The sequence below is a fragment of the Zobellia nedashkovskayae genome (assembly GCF_015330125.1).
GTDB classification, from domain to species: Bacteria; Bacteroidota; Bacteroidia; order Flavobacteriales; family Flavobacteriaceae; genus Zobellia; species Zobellia nedashkovskayae.
Genome location: NZ_JADDXR010000002.1, coordinates 2,662,003 through 2,685,425 on the forward strand (window position 1 = coordinate 2,662,003; position 23,423 = coordinate 2,685,425).

General features: G+C 39.1%; 11 protein-coding genes. 10 read left to right on the forward strand and 1 reads right to left on the reverse strand.

Annotated features, from left to right (window positions below):
• Positions 1-8 precede the first annotated feature (8 nt).
• The 8 genes from IWB64_RS11110 to IWB64_RS11145 all read left to right on the forward strand — a co-directional run bounded on the left by IWB64_RS11110 (position 9) and on the right by IWB64_RS11145 (position 20,167).
• Positions 9-4,232 (forward strand): hypothetical protein, encoded by a 4,224-nt coding sequence (locus IWB64_RS11110; RefSeq protein WP_194534057.1) that lies wholly within the window; start codon positions 9-11, stop codon positions 4,230-4,232.
• Positions 4,233-4,252: 20 nt separating this feature from the next.
• Positions 4,253-6,280: a T9SS type B sorting domain-containing protein gene (locus IWB64_RS11115; RefSeq protein ID WP_194534058.1), complete on the forward strand. Its 2,028-nt coding sequence runs from the start codon at positions 4,253-4,255 to the stop codon at positions 6,278-6,280.
• A gap of 50 nt (positions 6,281-6,330) precedes the next feature.
• Positions 6,331-7,239, forward strand: a complete 909-nt coding sequence (locus tag IWB64_RS11120) for a PorP/SprF family type IX secretion system membrane protein (protein ID WP_226976038.1) — start codon at positions 6,331-6,333, stop codon at positions 7,237-7,239.
• A 317-nt stretch (positions 7,240-7,556) separates the two neighbouring features.
• The gene (locus IWB64_RS11125) at positions 7,557-17,696 is read left to right on the forward strand and encodes a DUF6923 family protein (protein ID WP_194534060.1); all 10,140 of its coding nucleotides are present in this window, start codon (positions 7,557-7,559) and stop codon (positions 17,694-17,696) included.
• Positions 17,697-17,883: 187 nt separating this feature from the next.
• Entirely contained in the window at positions 17,884-18,429 is a 546-nt protein-coding gene (gene idi, locus IWB64_RS11130; protein WP_194534061.1) for an isopentenyl-diphosphate Delta-isomerase, read from the forward strand.
• Entirely contained in the window at positions 18,413-18,820 is a 408-nt protein-coding gene (locus tag IWB64_RS11135; protein ID WP_194534062.1) for a 6-pyruvoyl trahydropterin synthase family protein, read from the forward strand. The genes idi and IWB64_RS11135 overlap by 17 nt, the downstream gene beginning before the upstream one ends.
• Before the next feature lie 32 nt (positions 18,821-18,852).
• A complete protein-coding gene (locus tag IWB64_RS11140; RefSeq protein ID WP_194534063.1) occupies positions 18,853-19,815 on the forward strand; it encodes a type I phosphomannose isomerase catalytic subunit in 963 nt (320 codons plus the stop codon).
• An 82-nt stretch (positions 19,816-19,897) separates the two neighbouring features.
• Positions 19,898-20,167 carry a hypothetical protein gene (locus tag IWB64_RS11145; RefSeq protein ID WP_194534064.1) on the forward strand — a complete coding sequence of 90 codons (270 nt, stop codon included), beginning with the start codon at positions 19,898-19,900 and terminating at the stop codon, positions 20,165-20,167.
• A gap of 44 nt (positions 20,168-20,211) precedes the next feature.
• Here the strand turns inward: IWB64_RS11145 and IWB64_RS11150 are convergent, their stop codons facing one another.
• Complete coding sequence (locus tag IWB64_RS11150) at positions 20,212-20,913, reverse strand: DUF4369 domain-containing protein (RefSeq protein ID WP_194534065.1); 702 nt, start codon at positions 20,911-20,913, stop codon at positions 20,212-20,214.
• A gap of 206 nt (positions 20,914-21,119) precedes the next feature.
• Between IWB64_RS11150 and rpiA the strand changes: the two genes are divergently transcribed.
• Both rpiA and IWB64_RS11160 read left to right on the forward strand, forming a co-directional pair.
• Entirely contained in the window at positions 21,120-21,794 is a 675-nt protein-coding gene (gene rpiA, locus IWB64_RS11155; RefSeq protein WP_194534066.1) for a ribose-5-phosphate isomerase RpiA, read from the forward strand.
• A gap of 51 nt (positions 21,795-21,845) precedes the next feature.
• On the forward strand, positions 21,846-23,414 hold the full coding sequence (locus IWB64_RS11160) for a protein adenylyltransferase SelO (protein WP_194534067.1): 1,569 nt from the start codon (positions 21,846-21,848) through the stop codon (positions 23,412-23,414).
• Positions 23,415-23,423 lie beyond the last annotated feature (9 nt).

The window sequence follows — 23,423 nt, forward strand, 5'->3', positions numbered from 1 at the left end:
GTCCTTATGTGGTTACCGGAACGGAAGTAGATGGAGATATTACGAATGAAATACAGACATTAACATCAACCGATGGTTCGGTAACATTAACACCGTCAGGCGATGATTATGATTTATCTGTCGCTGCTGCCGATGGTTCCGAAACAGAAGTAACCGGAGCAGGAATCAATACAGTAAGCGGAGATGGAACTTCGGCCAGTCCTTATGTAGTTACCGGAACTGAAGTAGATGGAGATATTACGAATGAAATACAAACAGTAGCATCAGCGGACGGTTCTGTGGATGTTGTGAGAACGGGAGACGATTTTGACTTGTCAATAACGATTCCTGCGAACAACGATAACGATGCAACGAATGAATTTCAGGATTTGAGCTTAACAGGTGACAACCTTACTTTAAGCGATGATCCTACCGCTACGGCGATTGATTTGAGTCCTTATGCGAATAATGATACGAATGAAATCCAGACAGTGGCATCAGCGGATGGTTCTGTAGATGTAGTGAGAACTGGAGACGATTTTGACTTATCCGTAGCTGCTGCGGATGGTTCCGAAACAGAAGTAACCGGAGCAGGAATCAATACGGTAAGCGGAGATGGAACCTCGGCCAGTCCTTATGTAGTTACCGGTACGGAAGTGGATGGAGATATTACGAATGAACTTACTTTTGTTGATGCAGGTACACCAGCAGCGACAGGAACTACAGGAACAAACACTGGAGAAACATATGTAGATACTTTAACAGGACAATTATATGTTTACGACGGTACAACTTGGCAACAAGTAGGAGGAAATGCGAGTCCAGATGCGGATCCAGATCCAAACAATGAAATTCAAACAATTACTTCAACCGATGGTTCGGTAACGTTAGGTCAGACAGGCGATGATTATGACTTATCTGTCGCTACTGCCGATGGTTCCGAAACAGAAGTAACCGGAGCGGGAATCAATACAGTAAGCGGAGATGGAACTTCAGCCAGTCCTTATGTGGTTACCGGAACGGAAGTAGATGGAGATATTACGAATGAAATACAGACATTAACATCAACCGATGGTTCGGTAACATTAACACCGTCAGGCGATGATTATGATTTATCTGTCGCTGCTGCCGATGGTTCCGAAACAGAAGTAACCGGAGCAGGAATCAATACAGTAAGCGGAGATGGAACTTCGGCCAGTCCTTATGTAGTTACCGGAACTGAAGTAGATGGAGATATTACGAATGAAATACAAACAGTAGCATCAGCGGACGGTTCTGTGGATGTTGTGAGAACGGGAGACGATTTTGACTTGTCAATAACGATTCCTGCGAACAACGATAACGATGCAACGAATGAATTTCAGGATTTGAGCTTAACAGGTGACAACCTTACTTTAAGCGATGATCCTACCGCTACGGCGATTGATTTATCCGATTATAGAGAAACAGTAGTTGGTACAAACGATATCACAGTAACGGATAATGGATTAGGAAACTTTACGGTTGATTATGTAGATGGGGATAAGGATGATCAAAACGAAATAGAATTACCAACAGGTGGAAATAACGGACAAGTACTTTCAACTGATGGTACGGGCACTTATAATTGGATTGACCCCGACTCTGGCCCACAAGGTATTCAAGGAGAAAAGGGTGACCAAGGAGATCAGGGCATCCAAGGTATCCAAGGAGAAAAGGGTGACCAAGGAGATCAGGGAATCCAAGGAATTCAAGGAGAAAAGGGTGACCAAGGAGATCAGGGCATCCAAGGTATTCAAGGAGAAAAAGGTGACCAAGGAGAACAGGGCATCCAAGGTATCCAAGGAGAAAAGGGTGACCAAGGAGATCAGGGCATCCAAGGTATCCAAGGAGATCAGGGCATCCAAGGTGTCCAAGGAGAAAAGGGTGACCAAGGAGATCAGGGCATCCAAGGAATTCAAGGAGAAAAGGGTGACCAAGGAATTCAAGGAATTCAAGGAGAAAAGGGTGACCAAGGAGATCAAGGCATTCAAGGTATTCAAGGAGAAAAAGGTGACCAAGGAGATCAGGGCATCCAAGGTATCCAAGGAGATCAGGGCATCCAAGGTGTCCAAGGAGAAAAGGGTGACCAAGGAGATCAGGGCATCCAAGGTATTCAAGGAGAAAAGGGTGACCAAGGAGATCAGGGCATCCAAGGTATTCAAGGAGAAAAGGGTGACCAAGGAGATCAAGGCATCCAAGGAATTCAAGGAATTCAAGGAGAAAAGGGTGACCAAGGAGATCAAGGCATCCAAGGAATTGAAGGAGAAAAAGGTGACCAAGGAGATCAGGGCATCCAAGGTATTCAAGGAGAAAAAGGTGACCAAGGAGATCAGGGCATCCAAGGAATTCAAGGAGAAAAGGGTGACCAAGGAAATCAGGGCATCCAGGGAATCCAAGGAGAAAAGGGTGACCAAGGTGATCAGGGCATCCAAGGTATCCAAGGAATTGAAGGAGAAAAAGGTGACCAAGGAGATCAGGGCATCCAAGGTATCCAAGGAGAAAAGGGTGACCAAGGAGATCAGGGCATCCAAGGAATTCAAGGAGAAAAGGGTGACCAAGGAGATCAGGGCATCCAGGGTATCCAAGGAGAAAAGGGTGACCAAGGAGATCAAGGCATTCAAGGTATTCAAGGAGAAAAAGGTGACCAAGGAGATCAGGGCATCCAAGGTATCCAAGGAGAAAAGGGTGACCAAGGAGATCAGGGCATCCAAGGTATTCAAGGAGAAAAGGGTGACCAAGGAGATCAAGGCATTCAAGGTATTCAAGGAGAAAAAGGTGACCAAGGAGATCAGGGCATCCAAGGTATCCAAGGAGAAAAGGGTGACCAAGGAGATCAGGGCATCCAAGGTATTCAAGGAGAAAAGGGTGACCAAGGAGATCAAGGCATTCAAGGTATTCAAGGAGAAAAAGGTGACCAAGGAGATCAGGGCATCCAAGGTATCCAAGGAGAAAAGGGTGACCAAGGAGATCAGGGCATCCAGGGTATTCAAGGAGAAAAGGGAGACCAAGGAGATCAAGGAATCCAAGGTATCCAAGGAGAAAAGGGTGACCAAGGAGATCAGGGCATCCAAGGAATTCAAGGAGAAAAGGGTGACCAAGGAGATCAAGGTATTCAAGGTATCCAGGGGATTCAAGGAGAAAAAGGAGACCAGGGTGACCAAGGAATTCCAGGAGCAACAGGCCCAGCAGGTGATCCAGCAACAGATGATCAAAATCTTACTAGCGCTGTTGTTGTACCTAATCAATCGGTTGAAGTACAAATTAATAATGGTACAAATACAACAATAGATATTAGGGATGCTGATTCTGATGCAACGAACGAATTACAGGATTTAGAATTAACCGGCTCAACTCTTACATTAACTAATCCTGCAACTTCAGGAAATAGTGTTGATTTAAGTGGATTAGCTGATCATGACTGGTATGAAGTAGGTGGTACATCTGCTCCAGACGCCATAACCGACAATATCTTTACGGAAGGAAATGTGGGTATTGGTACAACTACTATAACAAATAATAGAGCTTTAGATGTAGAGGGTAATGTTGAAATAAATGATTACCTATACATGAACGGTAAGAATACTTTGAGGGCAACTGACGATAATTATTTGCGTATTAATTGGAGTAACGACTATGTCTTAGGAACATTTTTTAATGGAAATGTAAGAATGTATGATGGTTTGGTTGTAAATGAAAGGGGAGCAAATAGTGATATGAGAGTTGAAGGAGACACTGAAACATTTTTATTATTTACAGATGCTTCTTCCGATGAAGTAGGTATTGGTACCAGTTCACCAGATGCCAGATTAGATGTAGAAGGTGGTACAGTACGTTTTTCTGATTACGGATCAAATGCTATAACGGGTACAGCAACTTCACTACTTGGAGTTGAGGCTGATGGTGACCTTGTTGAAGTGAATTCATTAAAAGCTTCTAAGATTTTCTATCCACCTTCTATAGAAGTAGATGCTTCTACAAATGGTACGGGAAGAACTATAGACTTACACGCTCAATATGTTGCTCAATATGGTTCGCCTATGGTAGCTAGTGTTTCTGCACCAGCAGCTATTCCAACATACACTAATACAGAGTTGTATTACTACGTAACGTTTTATGATACAGCTGTGTTTGCTAATGTAAATGTAAACGCTGCTGGTGTTATGACGTATGATGTTATTGGTCAGCCAGCTAGTTACAACTCACTAATCAATGTAGTTTTTGTAGTAAAATAATCTAACGATAACCGATCGATTTGAAAGCAAAGTCTACATATAAAAAGCTTGTCCTCAGTATAGTATTTACTATACTGGGACTTGCAGTATCTAACGCTCAGTATTTATTAAGGGCTCCGGATGATACAGCAGAAGAGACCAGAACCAATTTTCGTTGGTATGAGGCACAGGATACAAGTACGATTTTAAGTACGGACCCCTTCTTAGAGGTGAATGATCAAGGAATTTATTTTGCAACCTATGATGGTACTTTATGTGGTAAGAATGCAACCAGCTATTTTATAGTTACCAATTGTAATTCGCCATATAATGAGGTTACTTTAGATATTAGCGATAATACAGATAACCTTTCTGCGGGAGCGACCGTTAGTTGGAATCCTCCTTTGCCAGGTGATCAAAGTGCACCAATGGTAATTGCAACACAAGATGTGGAGCGCTATATAGCGACTATTACCAAAGCAGGAAATAATAAAAATTTACCCAGTTTTACCGTGGTCTGTATTGATGAGTCTGCTATTCTTGTTGATGATTTTGTTACAGTTGATGAAGACGATTCCGTTGTGGTCGATATTTTTAATAATGATAGTGAACTGCCTACCGAGGGTAATCTTACGACTACCGATCCGGCCAATGGTTCGGTAAATATTGATAATAACGGAACACCTAACGACCCTACCGACGATATTGTAACCTATATTCCTGACCCAGATTATAACGGTCCGGATACGTTCAATTATACCATCTGTAATGTTTTTGGAGATTGTAGTACGGCTACCGTTACAGTAGATGTGCTTCCTATCTTGGATACTATAGATGATAGCGTTGCAACTGCAGAAGACACGCCAATTGTATTGGATATTCTTGCAAATGATAATGATATTCCATCTGTAGGAACCTTAACAACAACTGACCCATCTAATGGAACATTGGCATTAGATGATGGAGGAACACCTAATGACCCGTCTGATGATTTGGTAACCTATACACCTAACGAAAATTTTGATGGTACGGATTCATTCACCTATACCGTTTGTGATACCGCAGGTAATTGTGATACCGCTACAGTTACTATTTTGGTGACTGATGAGGTTGATCTTGATATGGATGATGATGGAATCTTAGATAGTTTTGAGGACTTGAATTTAGATGCCGATAACGACCCAGCAACCAATCCTACGGATACAGATAATGATGGTGTGCCAGATTACCTAGATATAGATAGTGATGATGATGGTATTCCTGATAACGTAGAAGCCCAGACAACTATTGATTATGTAGCTCCGAGCGGTGTAGATTTAAATGGTAATGGTGTAGATGATGCGTATGAAAATAATGGATTATTGGGCATTATTCCAGAAGACACAGATGGCGATGATTTACCGGATTATGTAGATGAGGATAGTGACAATGATAACATTCCAGATAGAATAGAAGCACATGATCACAACAGAGATGGTATTCCTGACGTTGTATTAATTGGTTCTGATAAAGATCGTGATGGTCTTGATGATGGCTATGAAGGAGAAACTACGATTGATCTTGATGTCAACGATGAAATAAATGACCCTTATAATGATTTACCGAACACAGATGGTGACGGAGAATCTGATTATAGAGATACAGATGATGATGATGACGGCATCCAGAGTAAGGATGAGGATATAAATATTGATGGTAATTACGCCAATGATGATTCAGATGGTAACGGAATACCTGAATATCTAGAGCCAAATGCAGAAGAAGATCCTATTGAAGTATTTAACGTGGTTACGCCTAATAATGATGGAGCGCATGATGTGCTTACGATTAAAGGCTTAGAGAAATACCCAGATAATTCAATTAAGATCTATAATAGATGGGGTGTTTTGGTCTACACTACACAGGCCTATAATACCGAAGGAAATGTATTTGACGGAACCTCTCAAGGAAGAGTAACCGTTGATGCAGATAGAAAACTACCGGTAGGTACGTACTTCTATATTTTAGATTACAAAGATGCTAAGGGTGAACAACAATCACTTTCAGGATACATATATATTAACAGATAGCAGTAACGATGATCCCAAATCTCAGAAAAACCGCTCGTAAACTTGGTGTAATGCTTGCCCTATTATTTATGGCAACAACTCAAAACGCCATAGCTCAACAAGATTCCCAGTATACGCAGTATATGTACAATACTGTAAGTGTAAATCCCGCTTACGCAGGTTCAAGAGGACATATAAGTACGGCCCTTTTGCACCGTTCGCAATGGGTAGGTCTTGATGGAGCACCTACAACGCAGACGTTTAATATACATTCGCCTATAGGATATAGAGGTGTAGGTTTGGGTGCATCTATTGTAAATGATAAAATTGGACCTACTTCTGAAACCTACATAGATATAGATTTCTCCTATACCGTTTATACTTCTTCTGAAGGTAGACTAAGCTTTGGATTAAAGGGTAGTGCGCATTTACTAGATGTTCGTTTTTCAGAACTGAATCAATTTACTACGGATAACAGCTTACAGAATGATATAGAAAATAAGTTTTCACCCAATTTTGGTGCAGGGGTCTATTATCATACTAAAAAGTTTTACGCAGGTCTTTCTGTACCTCGAATTTTACAGACCCTTCATTTTCAAGAAGGCTCTGACCCAACTACTGCACAAGAACAAATGAATTTTTACCTTATTACAGGATATGTTTGGGATTTGAATGATAACACAAAATTTAAACCCACCTTGTTGACCAAATTGGTTACAGGTGCACCCTTGCAAGTAGACATTTCTGCTAACTTTATGTTCAGTGAAAAATTTATTCTTGGGGCAGCTTACCGTTGGGATGCGGCAGTCAGCGGCATGGTAGGTTTCAATATTTCTAACAAATTCTTAATTGGTCTTGCTTACGATCGTGAAGTTACCGAACTGGGTAAAGCGGTCTTTAATTCAGGTTCTTTTGAGGCTATTTTACGATATGATTTCATCAGCACAAAAGGTAACTTAAAATCACCTCGTTTCTTTTAAAATATTTCTTCACTAAGAATAAATTTTAAAATTCTGCAATCTTTTTTCAATTGCAATAACTGGCTTTTCTGCATATTTTGACGATTGTAATTAGTTTTCGTATACCCTATAAATAAAGGCTTCCATAGGATATTACCTCTTTCACACCTTATTTAGACCGTTTCACAACAAAAGTTGAAATCTAGGAGCTGCTTGCTCTTAATTTTATAAGTTCTTAGTCTGTGATTAAGTGGTTTGTATAGATATGTTCAAAGGCTAATTTTAACAATATTAACAAGAGATTTTCGTTAAAATAGTCCAACCAAGCAGCTTAGTATATGCACGTCAAACGAAAAAGAAATTTTACGTTTTTTGGAGAATACCCTAGATATTTCGGTTTTCTGCTATTATTCGTTTTATTTATGGGGCAGTCTTTATGGGCACAACCTGCAAACGATGCTATAGCGAATGCTACCCCTCTTTCAATTAATGGCTGTTCTGCAGATGCGGCTTACAATACTTTAGATGCTACCCCAGACGGGGTTGCGGGCTCATGTTGGCCTGCAGGTCCCAACGCCAATGTGTGGTTCAGCTTTGTAGCAAGTGCTACTGGAACGGTACAGATAAATTTAGATCGTGGAACTATAATAGGGGACATGACCGGCGATATGCGGTATGCGATGATGGCATTATGGGATGCCACGGGTACTACGGAAATTGCATGTAGTTCTTTTACGACCGTTAGCGATGATATTTCAATATTACAAAGTGGATTGACCCCGGGAGATACCTATCTTTTTTCCGTTGATCGTCGTTATCCGACTTCGGGAGGAGCGGAGACTTTTAAACTTTGCCTTAGCGATACACCAACTTATGATTATTTAGAAGGAGCATTAAACATAGATTCGTTTATGAACGGTTGTTCTGCCGATGCTATTTTCTCTACGTTGGGAGCATCCGCAGATAGGAATGCCGCTTCCTGTTGGGGTACAGGTCCAAATAGAAACGTTTGGTTTGAAGTTACAGCTCCAGTTACAGGAAATATAGAAGTAAAACTAAATACAGGCGATGAAAAAGGAACCTTGCAGACTGCTTATTTAGCTTTGTGGGATAGTACGGGCTCCATTGAATTGGGATGTAATAGTTACAGAACAGGGCGCGATTATGATGATATTTCCCTTTTAGCAACGGGTTTAACTCCTGGTACTTCTTACTATGTTTCGGTAGATAATAGATACATACATGCCTTAGATACTTTTTCATTATGCTTGAGCGATCAAGCTACCGATGATTATTATCAAGGAGCAACAGATGTAACTGGTTTTATTGGAGGATGTTCTCCGGATGCGGCCTATACAACACTAGGTGCTACTTTTGATAAAGGCACAGGTTCTTGCTGGTTAGATTTAGTAAACCACAATAAATGGTTCAGTTTTGTGGCGCCTCCATCAGGTAGAATAGAAGTAAACCTTGATAGGGGAGGTAGCAAAGGAACCTTGCGCCATGCTTATATGGCTCTTTGGGAAGCTGATGGCGATACGGAATTAGCGTGTACTACCTACTCGGACCCAGAAGATGATTTAAGACTTAGACACTGGAGTTTAACGCCGGGAGCAACATATTATATTACTGTAGATAACAGATATATTACTACTACGGATACATTTACCCTTTGTTTAGATGACATGAGTGGTCCGGATACTGACGGGGACGGTGTAGAAGACGGTGTAGATCTTGATGATGATAACGATGGTATTTTAGATACGGTTGAAGGTTGTGAGAATACTGATATTTCAGGAACAGTTGGTATTGGTAATGCTATTACCGATACAACATATCCACTCGTGGGAACAGATATTATGTATACTGTTAGCAAAGCGGCAAGTACAAATATCTACGCCTATGATGCTGGCGCAAACGGGCATGGTATTCGCATAGAAGGCCAAGCAGGTGATACGGGAAGTTTAACTTCAACCTATAGTACGCCTATTGAAAACGTCTTTTTTAAGATGACCGATTTTGATAACAATACTCAATATACAATTGAAATTTATGATGATAGTAATGTACTTTACGATTTAGATTCGGAAGGTATTATTTTAGTAGGTTCTGGAATTACTCAAACAGGGAATGACTTTGAGGCCGGTTCTGTAAACTCAGACGGAGATGACCCTGCGGATGATGTTAATGGAGCCATCTATTTTTATTTTGAAAGACCTGTTAGTCGCATTGTGCTAATCTTTAATCACCCATCAACTTCAACCACACGATTTATTCAACCTACTTTTTGTCTAGCGGATTTTGATAATGACGGTATAACCGATCATAAAGATTTAGATAGTGATGGCGATGGTATTCCGGATAATGTAGAAGGGCAGACTACATTGGGTTATATTGCTCCAAATACAGATAGTGCAGCTACATTTCGCAGTAACGATGGAGTTAACTCTGCATATTTAGGCGGAATCACTCCTGAAAATACAGATGCTACGGATAATCCGGATTATTTAGATCTTGATTCTGATAATGAAGGTGGAAATGATATTGCGGAAGCAGAATTAACACTTTCAGGAAACGATATAGATAATGATGGCCTTGATGATAATATGGATGCATATACTTCAGGTTACGATGATCCGGCTGGTACGATTGATAATCCTTTGAGCAACCCTATTGCCTTACCGGATACTGATGGGGATGCAAATACTGGTGGGGATGTAGATTTTAGAGATGCTACTGATGATCGTCTAGATTCCGATAATGATGGGGTAGTAGATGTTGTTGATTTAGATGATGATAATGATGGTATTCCAGATATTCATGAACAAGGTAGTATGTTTGAGTGTACGGAAACCTTTTTGGTAGACGGTGCACACACAGTTAACACGCATACCACAACTCAAATAAATACAACTTCTTCTGGCATTACGTGGGATTTGCAGACATTGAACGGTATCACATTAGATACCTCCGTTAGTCCAGATTTTAATAATACGGTGGCATACCCCGTAAGTGCAGAATTTCAAGGTGCTCAAACGCATATGATGATGGTCATGAATACGGATCGTAATGTGGGTCAGCATGCTACTTTGACCATTACATTTCCTAATCCAGTTAAAAATCCTACCATTTATTTTGGGAATCTTAAGTCATCGCCTGGTATTGGTAGACGTAGTGTCTATTATGAGCTGACAAATGTGGGGGTTGATATGGATGTGGTATACACAGATGGAGATTTTTACGTAGCTGATAGCAGAATAGGAACCTCATTCAATAATACAAGTACCCGAGGAACGGGATTGGTTCGTTTTAATGGGGTATTCAATGCATTGACTTTTACCTTAGGTCACTTTTCTAATGTTAATGAAGATGGGGAAATCAGGACCAATCTGAATTTAGGGTATTATGATTGTGTTGATACGGGCTTTTCTTCAAACGCAGATGCTGATAATGACGGTATAGTTAACTCATTAGATTTAGATAGTGATAACGATGGTGTTTACGATGCTGTAGAAGCTGGGCACAATCAACCGCACACAGCAGGTCGTTTAGACGGGACAATTGGTGCAGATGGTATTCCAGATGTGGTTAGACTTACACCGGATTATTCATCAATTAATTATGATATAGCTGAAAGCGCCGATGATTCAGATCTTAATCCTAATTTCTTGGATTTGGATAGTGATGGAGACGGTATTCCAGATAATGTGGAAGCTCATACCACTTTAGGATATACGGCACCTAATGCAGATGATGCAGCTACATACCTTACCAACAATGGTGTAAACTCTGCTTATTTAGGGGGTGTTACCCCTACCAATACAGATGCAATAGACAACCCTGATTATCTAGATTTAGATTCTGATAATGAAGGTGGAAATGATATTGCAGAGGGGGGAATAACGCTTTCCGGAAACGATATAGATAATGATGGCCTTGATGATGCTACGGATGCGAATACTACCAGTTATGCAGATCCAGGAGGTACAATAGACAATCCTATAACAGCTCCGGTACAGCTTCCAGATGAAGATCAGGATGTAAATACAGGGGGTGATGTAGATTTTAGAGATGCTACGGATGAAAGACCTGATAATGATACGGACGGTGTTCCGGATGAAGTAGACCTTGATGATGATAACGATGGTATCTTAGATACAGACGAAAATATTTGCGGGAATATTATAACGGGCCAAAATATAAGTTCCAATCTGAGTACTTTACAAAATGCTAATACCACCCTACAAGCTGGTATTAAATATATATTGGATATTGAAAACGTATCAACTGGCGGTATTCTTACTGGAGTAGCTGTTGATGGTCCTTTCATTGGACAAACGATTAATATTTATTTAACGAACACAACTAGTGGAGGGGCAACTCTTAATGGTGCAACGGCTGTTTATAATTCTGACTTCACTTATAATGCCGGTGATTCTGCGGTAACAGGTGGTTTGGTAAATAGAGGCTTTTATGTTTTTTACGGTATTATTGATGCTAATGCAAACGGCACTTATGAAGATGGTGTAGATGAGTTATTAGGTCCTGTGGATCCTTTAGTGGCCAACAGTATTCCTGTATCAACTACCACCGGACCTTTATATTTCTATTATAATGATGGAATTTATGGAGATAATTTAGCGAGTGTAGACTATGGTATAAAAGTAGAAAATTGCGATACAGATGGAGATGGTGTACCTAATACATTAGATTTAGATTCGGATAATGACGGAATTTTTGATGTAATCGAAGCAGGTCATTCACAACTAGATACTGATAATGACGGCCTAATAGATGGTTTACCAGCAGATTTTGGTGCTAACGGTTTGTTTAGCGGAGTGGAGTCTGATGATAGTCAGGCGGCTACAGTTACCTATACCATTACCGAAAGCGCAGATGATACAGATACTATTCTAGACTTTTTAGATTTAGATAGTGATGGAGATGGCTTGCCAGATAATGTAGAAGCGCAGACAACTACAGGTTTTATTCTTCCAAACGGAACTGTAGATGTTAATGGCGTTGATACAGCATATCCTTCAGGCATAGTCCCAACTAACACAGACGGTACGGATAATCCAGATTATTTAGATACGGATTCTGATAACGAAGGAGCAAATGATACTACAGAGGCCAACATAACCTTAACAGGAAATGATACTGATAATGACGGATTAGATGATGTAACGGATGCCACTGCAGATTATACAGATACTAGTGGAACAATTGACAATCCACTAAACTTCCCGGTTGTTTTGCCGGATGTAGATTTAGATGCAAATTCTGGTGGCGATGTAGATTTTAGAGATACTACAGACGATAGAACAGATACCGATAATGACGGTGTTCCCGATGCCGTAGATATAGATGATGATAATGATGGTATTTTAGACATAACCGAATGTGGTTTAATTGTAGGTGAAGTTTTAACAGGTAATTATTCAAATTCTGTTACGGGTAGGTTCACCAGTATAAATTCATTTGTCTCAGACTTTACGGTATCTACAACACCTTGGCCAGTCAATCAAAATAATACTAATATTACAGAAGGGCTTCAGTTGGTGTTTAATCAAAATCCAGATACTCCTGGAATTGGGGATCATACCATTCAAAATATAACCTATGAAATTCAGTCACCAGTAAATGGTGTTATGAAGAGTATAAAAATAGGAAGTGCAGCCCCAGGTTCTGTTTATCCAGCAAACAATGCTCCAAAGGACATGACTATATCCTGGTCTTCAGGTGCGGGTTCGGCAATTTTGTATGATCCTTTAAATGAAATAACTAACTTCTCGGATGGTCAATTGGTACCAAACAATAGTACATTACATTTAGATATGACTCATCTACCGCAAGATGATGTTGAAAGTTCTCGATGGAATTTAACTATAGATTTAGCTACAGCCACTTTTCCATTAACGCTAATTTATGATGTTACAAACGGAGAAGGATCTGTTCGTTACGAAGGAATGGGGGTTTGGCCTCAAATAGATTGCGATTTTGATGTAGACTCTTTACCAAGTGCTTATGATTTAGATGCCGACAATGACGGTATTCCAGATAATGTAGAGGCACAAACAACAATCGGTTATATAGCTCCAAGTGGAGTGGATTCAGACGGGAACGGTTTGGATGATGCTTATGAAATTTCTCCAGGTTCAGGAGAAGGAATAACGCCAACAAATACAGATGGCGCAGACAATCCAGATTATTTAGATTTAGATTCTGATAATGATAACGTCAGTGATACAACAGAGGCACGCCTTAGACCAAGTGGTGTAGATAGTGATAATGATGGTTTAGATGATGCAACAGATGCCACTTCCGACTATACAGATGTTGGTGGAATTATCGATAATCCATTAGTAGCACCTGAAATATTACCTGATGTTGATATGGATGCGACTACAGGTGGTGATGTAGATTTTAGGGATCTTACAGATGACAGACCCGATAATGATAATGACGGTATAGTAGATGATGCAGATTTAGATGATGATAATGATGGTATTCTTGATACAGACGAAGGTTGTGGTAATTTCATTATAAACGGCTCTTTTGAACAAGATGATTTTAGAGATCCTGTTACTTTTCCTGACGGATTTACTGGTTCAAACGGAACTTTTATCGGTACAACCTATAATACGAATACCTTGTCTGCTTGGAACTATACGCAAAACTTAGATGGTTGGGTTAATAGCGGTTCGTTCGGGACAGCTACTTTTGCTCCTGCCATTAATGGTTCTCAATACATAGATATTGTGGGGAATAATAACGTTACCGGTGGCGTATCTAATGAATTGACGCAAACAGTAGATTTAATAATTGGTGAAAGTTATACTTTCTCATTTTACTGGGGAGAAGATATAGGACATCTAAGTGGACAGACCGTAACTTTAGATTTTGATGTTATAGACTCTAATAGTATTGCTATTCTAGATGAAACTTTAACAACCATAGCTACTGGTGAAGTAGGGGGCTATTCAGGTCCAAAAAACTGGTTTTATGAGGAACGTACTTTTATAGCAACTACAACACAGATTACGGTGCGGTTTTCGGCTCAACCTTTTGGAGCTAATACTGGGTCTGGGGCAGCTTTGGATTTAGTTAGCCTTAAATATAGTTCGCCCGGAGCATGTAGGGATACAGACAATGATGGTGTAGTAGATGCATTTGATTTGGATAGTGATAATGATGGAATCTATGATGCGGTTGAAGCAGGTCATGGACAAGCACATACAAATGGTGTTCTAAACGGTGTTTCTGGTACAGACGGTATTCCAGATAGTGTTCAGTCTGTTGTAGATAACAGAGCTGTAAACTATACTTTGTCAGAAAGTGCCGATGATACGGATACTATATTTGATTTCATAGATTTAGATAGTGATGGAGATGGTATTCCTGATAATGTGGAAGCACAAACTACTATAGGTTACATTCTTCCAGATGCAACTGTAGATGCCAATGGTGTTGATACAGCCTACACTTCAGGTCTTGTTCCAACAAATACAGATGGCGCAGACAATCCAGATTATTTAGATACGGATTCTGATAATGAAGGAGCAAATGATACTGTAGAAGCCAACATTATTTTAACAGGTAATGATTCTGATACCGATGGTTTAGATGATGCTACGGATGCTACAATAGATTATTCTGATGTTAGTGGAACAATAGATAATCCGTTAACGGGGCCGGTAATTTTACCGGATAACGATTCTGATGCAACTACTGGTGGCGATGTAGATTTTAGAGATGATAATACCATATTATTGCCTTTCTCATGCGATGAAAGCTTGTATCTAAGTCAACATGAAACAGCTACGGCAACTACATTTTATGATATAGAATCGTCAACAAATCCTTTCACGATTTCTCCAGTAGGAGATAACTCGCACGGTATTCAATACAATGCCATGGGGTACAATCCAATAGATGATTTTATTTATGGGATAGAAGAAAACAGTAATACGCTAATTAAGATAGCCGCAGATGGAGTAACTATTAGATTGGGAGCTATTACAGGATTACCAAGCGGTTTATACTCTTCAGGAGAAATAGATGACAACGGTAATTATTATGTACAATTAGATGGTCCTTCGTCAATTGTTTATCAGATTGATATACTTACGCAAACTGCAACGGCAATAAACTTAGACCAGACCATTGTAGCAAATGATTTTGCATACAGTATTACAGATAATCTAATTTACTCCGTACAGCAAACAGGAGCAAATGCTGGAGCACTGATTACCTTAGATGTGGCAACGGGATCGGTAAGAACAATAGGAAGTACCAATAGCTTAACTTTATTTGGAGCTATGTACGCTAGTAGTACAGGAGAAATATATGGTAATTTAAATACGGGAGGATTCTATCAGTTTGATGTCCTAACGGGAGAACGTACACTAATTTCATCATCAAGTGCGGCAACACACAATGATGGAGCGCATTGTGTTACGGCAGCTATTATTTTTGAAGCCAATTTGTCGGTCACAAAAACAAATGGAACCACAACTTATGTCCCAGGAACGGATACCACATATACAATTGTGGCGAGTAATAATGGTCCGTTTGGTGTAATCGGAGCTTCGGTAACGGATACGCCAACAGGCATTCCAGCTGCAAACGTTTCCTATTCAGCTGTAGCTTCTTCAGGAAGTACTACTACAGTTTCTGGAACTCAATCCGGTGTAATTAATGATATAGTTAGTTTACCGGTTGGAGGTACAGTTACGTATACTGTAACGGTTAGTATTCCTACAACTTTTACGGGAGATTTAACCAATACTGTTAGTATACAAAATCCTGTAAATTCAACTGACCCAGATACAACAGATAATTCTGCTACGGATATTGACACACTAAATAATCCAGATGTAACTATTGATGATGCAAGTGCTATAGAGGGTGATAATGTTTCCTTTCCGGTAACTTTAAGTAATGCTAGTGCAACAGATATTACGTTAACGTTGACATTAACTAATGGTACGGCAGATGATGCAGATTACACCACTACTGATATTCAAGTGACAATACCAGCAGGAACCACGACTATTAATGTAGATGTACCAACTACGGATGATACTATTGACGAATCTGATGAAGACTTTACAATAGCAATTGCTAGTGTAGATGCAGGTACAGTAGGCGATACATCGGATACCGCTACAGGTACGATTATAGATAACGATGGTTCACCAACAATAATCATAGACGAAGCTAGTGCTATAGAAGGTAACAACGTTTCCTTTCCGGTAACTTTAAGTAATGCCAGCACAACAGATATCACCCTAACATTCATTTTTACCAATGGTAGGGCAGATGATGATGATTATACAACTAGCAATATTCAAGCAACTATTCCGGCAGGTACAACTACAATTAATATAGATGTACCAACTACGGATGATACTTTTGATGAATTAGATGAAGATTTTACAATATCAATCTTAAGTGTAGATGCAGGTACAGTAGGTGATACATCCGATACCGCAATAGGAACTATTATTGATGATGATGACAGCCTAGATATAGATAGTGATAATGATGGTATTATTGATAATGTTGAGGATTTAAATGCAGATGGAGATAACGACCCAGCTACTAACCCTACAGACTCAGACGGTGACGCATATCCAGATTATTTAGATATTGATAGTGACAATGACGGTATACCGGATAATGTGGAAGCACAGACTACAGCTGGTTATATTGAGCCAAATCTTGTAGATGCTAATAATAATGGATTGGATGACGCCTATGAGAGCGGGACGGACTTAGGTTTGGTTCCTGTAAATACAGATGGCGAAGATCAACCAGATTATTTAGATTTAGATAGTGATAATGATAATGTTCCAGATGCAATAGAGGCTCACGATCAAAACCAAGATGGTTTAGCAGATGAGACGTTCATAGGTTCGGATAAAGATAACGATGGACTTGATGATGGTTATGAAGGTCTACAGGCTATAGATGAGGATGTAAATGATGAAATAGATAATCCGTTTGCCATGCTTCCAAATACGGATGGTGACGATGAGTCGGACTATCGTGATACAGATGATGATAATGACGGTATCCCAACGCTTGAAGAAGATACCAATTCAGATGGTAACTACGCGAACGATGATGAAAACAACAACGGTATCCCTAACTATTTAGAAGACCCTTACATAGAGGTTGAGGTATTTAATGTAGTAACTCCAAACGGAGATGGAGCACATGATACATTGATTATTACTGGTCTTGACGTGAGGCCTAATAACAATATTCAGATTTATAATAGATGGGGAATATTGATTTTCAGCACAGAATCGTATGACTCGTTAACCAACTATTTTAATGGATATTCATCAGCGAGACTTACAGCAGGGAAAAACGAAAGACTACCTAGCGGAACCTATTTTTATATTTTGAATTATGAAGATACAACGGGAGATAACAAGACACTTTCGGGGTATATCTATCTTAACTAATGTCCGTTTTTAAATAATACCAAAACAAAAACCCTTGAATTCAAATTCAGGGGTTTTCTTTTTTAAAAGGCAGGTATTAATAGTTCTATAACTATATTTTATTAAGCTGTTGGCACGATACTAATGTAAAGGTGCTATTTTTGTAATTGAAGAACGTCTTTATTCCCTCTAAAGAAAAATAGTAGTATTGAAAGAAGAAGAAGTAATCTTGGTAGACCAAGACAATAATCAAATAGGTACGATGCCTAAAATGGAAGCTCACGAGAAAGCTGTGCTCCATCGTGCATTTTCTGTTTTTGTAATGAACGACAAGGGTGAAACCATGTTGCAGCAAAGAGCATCGCACAAATACCATTCTCCTCAACTTTGGACCAATACCTGTTGCAGTCACCAACGTGTTGGTGAAAGTAATATACAAGCGGGAAAAAGAAGGCTACAAGAAGAGATGGGCTTTGTAACGGAACTCAAAGAATTGTTTTCTTTTATTTATAAAGCACCTTTTGACAATGGTCTTACGGAACATGAGCTAGACCATGTAATGATGGGTAACTATACAGGCAATCCGCAAATTAATCCTGACGAGGTAGCGGATTGGAAATGGATGAAGCCCGAGGATGTCAAAAAAGATATTACCAATAACCCTGATACGTATACCGCTTGGTTCAAAATTATTTTCGAAAAATTTTATGATCACATAGGCCAAAACGCAACTGAAGATGAAAGTAAAGGTTAGTAGAAAGGCTCATTTTAATGCCGCTCACCGTTTGTATCACAAAGATTGGAACGATGATAAAAATACCAAGGTCTTCGGAAAGTGTAATAACCCCAATTACCATGGTCATAACTATGAGTTGATTGTGAGTGTTACCGGTGAAATTGACTCGGAAACTGGTTTTGTGATGGATATGAAAGTATTAAAAGATTTGATAGAGGAAAAAGTAGAAGATGCTTTGGATCATAAAAATCTAAATGTTGAGGTTCCTGAATTTAAAGACCTAAATCCAACTGCAGAGAATATCTCTATTGTTATTTGGAAAAAATTACGACCTCACATCAACGAAAAGCACGAGCTTGAAGTTGTATTATATGAAACACCCCGAAATTTTGTAACCTTTTCTGGTTAGAACAAAAAACTAAATAACCATAAACAAACGCTATGCATCCCTTAAAATTCAATCCTATTTTAAAAGAGCGCCTTTGGGGCGGAACCAAACTTAAAGATGTTTTGGGCAAACCAATTGAAAATGATATTACTGGCGAAAGTTGGGAACTCTCAACTGTCCCAGGTGATATTTCTGTGGTTTCCAACGGAGATTTAGCGGGAGCTTCGCTACAAGAGCTTATTGAAAAGGACCCAGAGGGTGTATTGGGTAAGAGTGTTTATAAGCGTTTTGGAACTGATTTTCCAATTCTAATCAAGTTTATTGATGCTAAACAGGACTTATCTATTCAGTTGCACCCTAATGATGATTTGGCTAAAAAGCGCCATAATTCATTCGGAAAAACTGAAATGTGGTATGTTATGGATGCTGATGATGATGCTAGCTTAATAGTTGGCTTCAACAAAGACGTTAGCAAAGAGGAATATGCAAAGAGTATTGAAAATGATACGCTTTTAGACCTTTTGAACTATGAAAAGGTAAAAGAGGGCGATACCTTTTTTATAAATACAGGAAAGATTCATGCCATAGGTGCAGGGGTTCTTTTGGCAGAAATCCAACAGACATCAGATGTTACGTATCGTGTTTTTGATTTTAATAGAAAAGACAAAAACGGAAATCTTAGAGAATTGCATACAGAGCAAGCGTTGGATGCAATTGATTATAATAAGAAAGACGATTTTAAAGTAGAGTATAAAAACGATAAGAATACCGTAAATGATATGGTAGACTGTCCTTATTTTAAAACCGACTTCTTAGACTTAAATTCTGATTTAACGCAAGATGTAACTGATCGTGATTCGTTCACTATTTTTATGTGTGTTGGTGGTTCGGCTACTATAGCTAATGAAAACGGTTCAGTAGAAATTAAAAAGGGAGAAACTACGCTTTTACCAGCTGCATCCAATACCATTAAAATTACAACGCAAGGGGCTAAGCTCTTAGAAGTAACCATTTAAAGGGTGAAATTGCGTTTAGGGATAAATATTTTCTATACAAATTGATTATAAATAGCGTATTTTTGCGTAAAATTTATTGATAATGGCAAGTGTAAAAGAATTAAAGAAAGATATTAATAATGTCTTAGGTGACATCATTGAAGCGGTATACATAGTAGAGGCTGCAAATGCTGACCAAGAGTCTAAAGAAGGAGCAAAAGTAATTGATGAAGCTATCGAGACTTTTGACAACCTTATTCAGAAAGTGAACCAAAGAGGTGTTGATAACAGAAAGAAACACTTAAACGATGTTCGTAAAGAATTGGAAACAAAGGCTACTGGTCTTGTTGAAAAGGTGAACAAATTAGGTTAAGCCTTCTGAGAATTAAATTAAAAAGCCCGCAATTGCGGGCTTTTTTACTTTTTAATACTTTCTAAGTACGTTTTTAATTGCTTGCCGTATTTGGATTCCGATACTTCGGGAGATAATACGTTGTAAATTGAATCCAGATATTTAACATTAGCATCAGGCACTTCATTTAATGCTATATAAGGAGCTATATATGAGTTCTTGTTATTGATTGCGAAGTTAACAGAGAAAGCATAACCACGTTGTACATTTTTATCACTCAACGTTTGAACAGAGTCTAATTGCAATGAATCCAAAACATTATTAGGGTCATTCGCCATTTGAACAATTTCTAAGGTCTTCATATTAAACCGAGACATTGTTTTTCTGTATTCTTCCAGTTTTTCTTGACTTTCAGAACCAGTTATTTTTGCATTCGTGTCAAAAGTGTTCCAAGACGTATTTATGCTAATCGTACCAGGTTCACCAAAAAAGGTAATACGGTCGTTTAAATCGCTGGCATCTTTTTTACTTAAGTAGAGATAGAAAATCTCCGGGCTTTCAAGTTCTGTTGTAAAGGTAAAATTGCCATTACCTTCTATTTGCAAAGAATCTATGGTAGTCAAAACCGAGTCAGGCACATGCTGAAGGTAGAGCGTACCTTTCTTAAGTCCTTTTACATTTCCGGTTACGGTCATGGTATTTTTGGTATCGCCTCCACAAGAAAGCAACAGAAGAGAGATTGTACTTAAAAGAATTATGTTTTTCATGTTCAGTTTTTGGTGGCGCAAATATCTGTAAATTTTTTGGTTTCCTTTAGAAGCTATTTTTTAAATCTATGAGAGGTTATCAAATGGTACTGTATTTTTGTGTTGATATTATGAAAGAATACAGCTCGGATTACGACTGATTGGAGACATGATTCTGCGAATAATTCAATACCTTTTCAATCGCTAATTTTTATAAGAAGTATCTCATGAACGCTGAAAATGAAAAATGGATAGCAGCTGTTGCTTCCGCAGATTATGTAAAGAATGGTATGTTAGTGGGCTTGGGTTCAGGGTCTACAGCGGCGTTTATGATAGCGGAGCTTGGTAAAAGAGTTGCAGGCGGACTCATAATGAAAGGCATACCGTCGTCAGATGCTACGGCCAAACTGGCCAAACAAGCTGGTATATCTTTAATTTCTTTGGATGATGCAGGAACCATGGATATTAATATTGATGGAGCCGATGAGTTTGATCCTAAATTTCAATTGATAAAAGGTGGAGGAGGAGCCTTGCTCAGAGAGAAGATATTGGCCCATAATTCAAGGTTTAATATCATTATTGCAGATTCAGGTAAAAAAGTAGACCGTTTAGGAAAATTCAAACTACCTGTGGAAACCATACCTTTTGCTACAGAGATTATTATTTCTGAATTGCATAATATGGATTTGAAACCACAATTACGCATGAAGAATAATGAGGTATATAAGACCGATGAGAATAACTGCATTATAGATGTTGATATTTTTCAAAAAGATGATTTACAAGAATTAAATAATCTGCTCATTCAAATTCCTGGTGTGGTCGAAACCGGATTTTTCCTAACCTCTACAGATATTATTTTAATGGGGCAGGGAAACAAGGTTGTTACCTTTAAAAAGTAACCGCTCCGTTTTTTTGAGGAGAGGTGAAAAAATTGCAAAAAAAAGAAATAGATGAAATTCAACATACAAGAGACTTTTAATAAAGAATTGCCAGCTGATCCAATTATGGAAAATAGCAGAAGACAGGTTGAAAAAGCCTGCTTTTCATATGCTACTCCTAAACAGACGGCCAATCCAAGTATGGTTCATGTTTCGCCAGAAATGGCCAACGAACTGGGCTTTTCCAAAGAAGACATAAAAAGCGAAGAATTTCTAAAAATTTTTACAGGGAATAAAGTTATAGAAGGGACCACTCCGTATGCCATGTGTTATGGCGGTCATCAGTTCGGTAATTGGGCTGGGCAGTTGGGAGATGGTAGAGCTATTAACCTAACAGAAATAGAACATAACGGAAAACACTGGGCACTGCAATTAAAAGGTGCTGGTGAAACTCCATATTCCAGAACAGCAGACGGACTTGCAGTTTTGCGTTCATCTATTCGTGAATATTTGTGTAGTGAGGCCATGTACCATTTGGGCGTTCCTACAACGCGAGCGCTGTCATTAGCGTTAACCGGTGATCAAGTACTTCGTGATGTGCTTTATAACGGGAATGCAGCTTATGAGAAAGGCGCAGTCGTTAGCCGGATAGCACCTTCTTTTCTTCGTTTCGGGAACTATCAGATTTTTGCTGCGCGGGAAGATACCGCAACTATGAGAATGTTGGTAGATTATACCATAAAGCACTTTTTTCCTGAGTTAGGGCAGCCTTCCAAAGACACGTATGCACAGTTTTTTCAGGCTGTGGCAGATACTACTTTGGAGATGTTGGTACACTGGCAACGTGTGGGTTTTGTACACGGTGTAATGAATACAGACAATCTTTCCATTCTTGGTTTGACCATAGATTACGGCCCCTACGGTTGGTTAGAAGGTTATGACCACGGATGGACGCCAAATACTACGGACCGTCAACATAGTAGATATCGGTACGGGAATCAACCTAATATTGGGTTGTGGAATTTATACCAATTGGCCAATGCTATTTTTCCGTTGATAGAAGAAGCGGAACCTTTGGAGAATGTTTTGGAAGGTTTCAAAACGAAGTTCGAGGAGAAGTATTTGGATATGATGAAGTCTAAAATCGGACTTTATGAAAAGGATGATTTGGACCAACAATTGCTGAATGATTTAGAAGAAAATCTACAGCTTACTGAAACCGATATGACTTTGTTCTTCCGGAACTTGGCCAAGTTTAAAAAGGACTCCGGTGACGTAGATTCGTTTATGAAAATTGTTGGGGATGCTTTCTATGCTCCAGATGAGGTAAAGGGTGAAGTATTAGATAAATGGACGCTTTGGCTTGCTGCCTATCAAAATCGATTGGAAAGAGAAACACTTTTGGATACGGAAAGAAAGGCAAAAATGAATGCGGTAAATCCCAAATACGTGTTGCGTAATTACATGGCGCAATTGGCGATTGATGAAGCTGATAAAGGAGATTACACTCTAATTGATGAATTGTTTGTACTGTTGAAAAAACCGTATGATGAGCAACCGGAGAATGAAAAATGGTTTGCAAAACGTCCGGATTGGGCGCGTAACAAAGTAGGATGTTCCATGTTGTCTTGCAGTTCGTAAAATAAAATA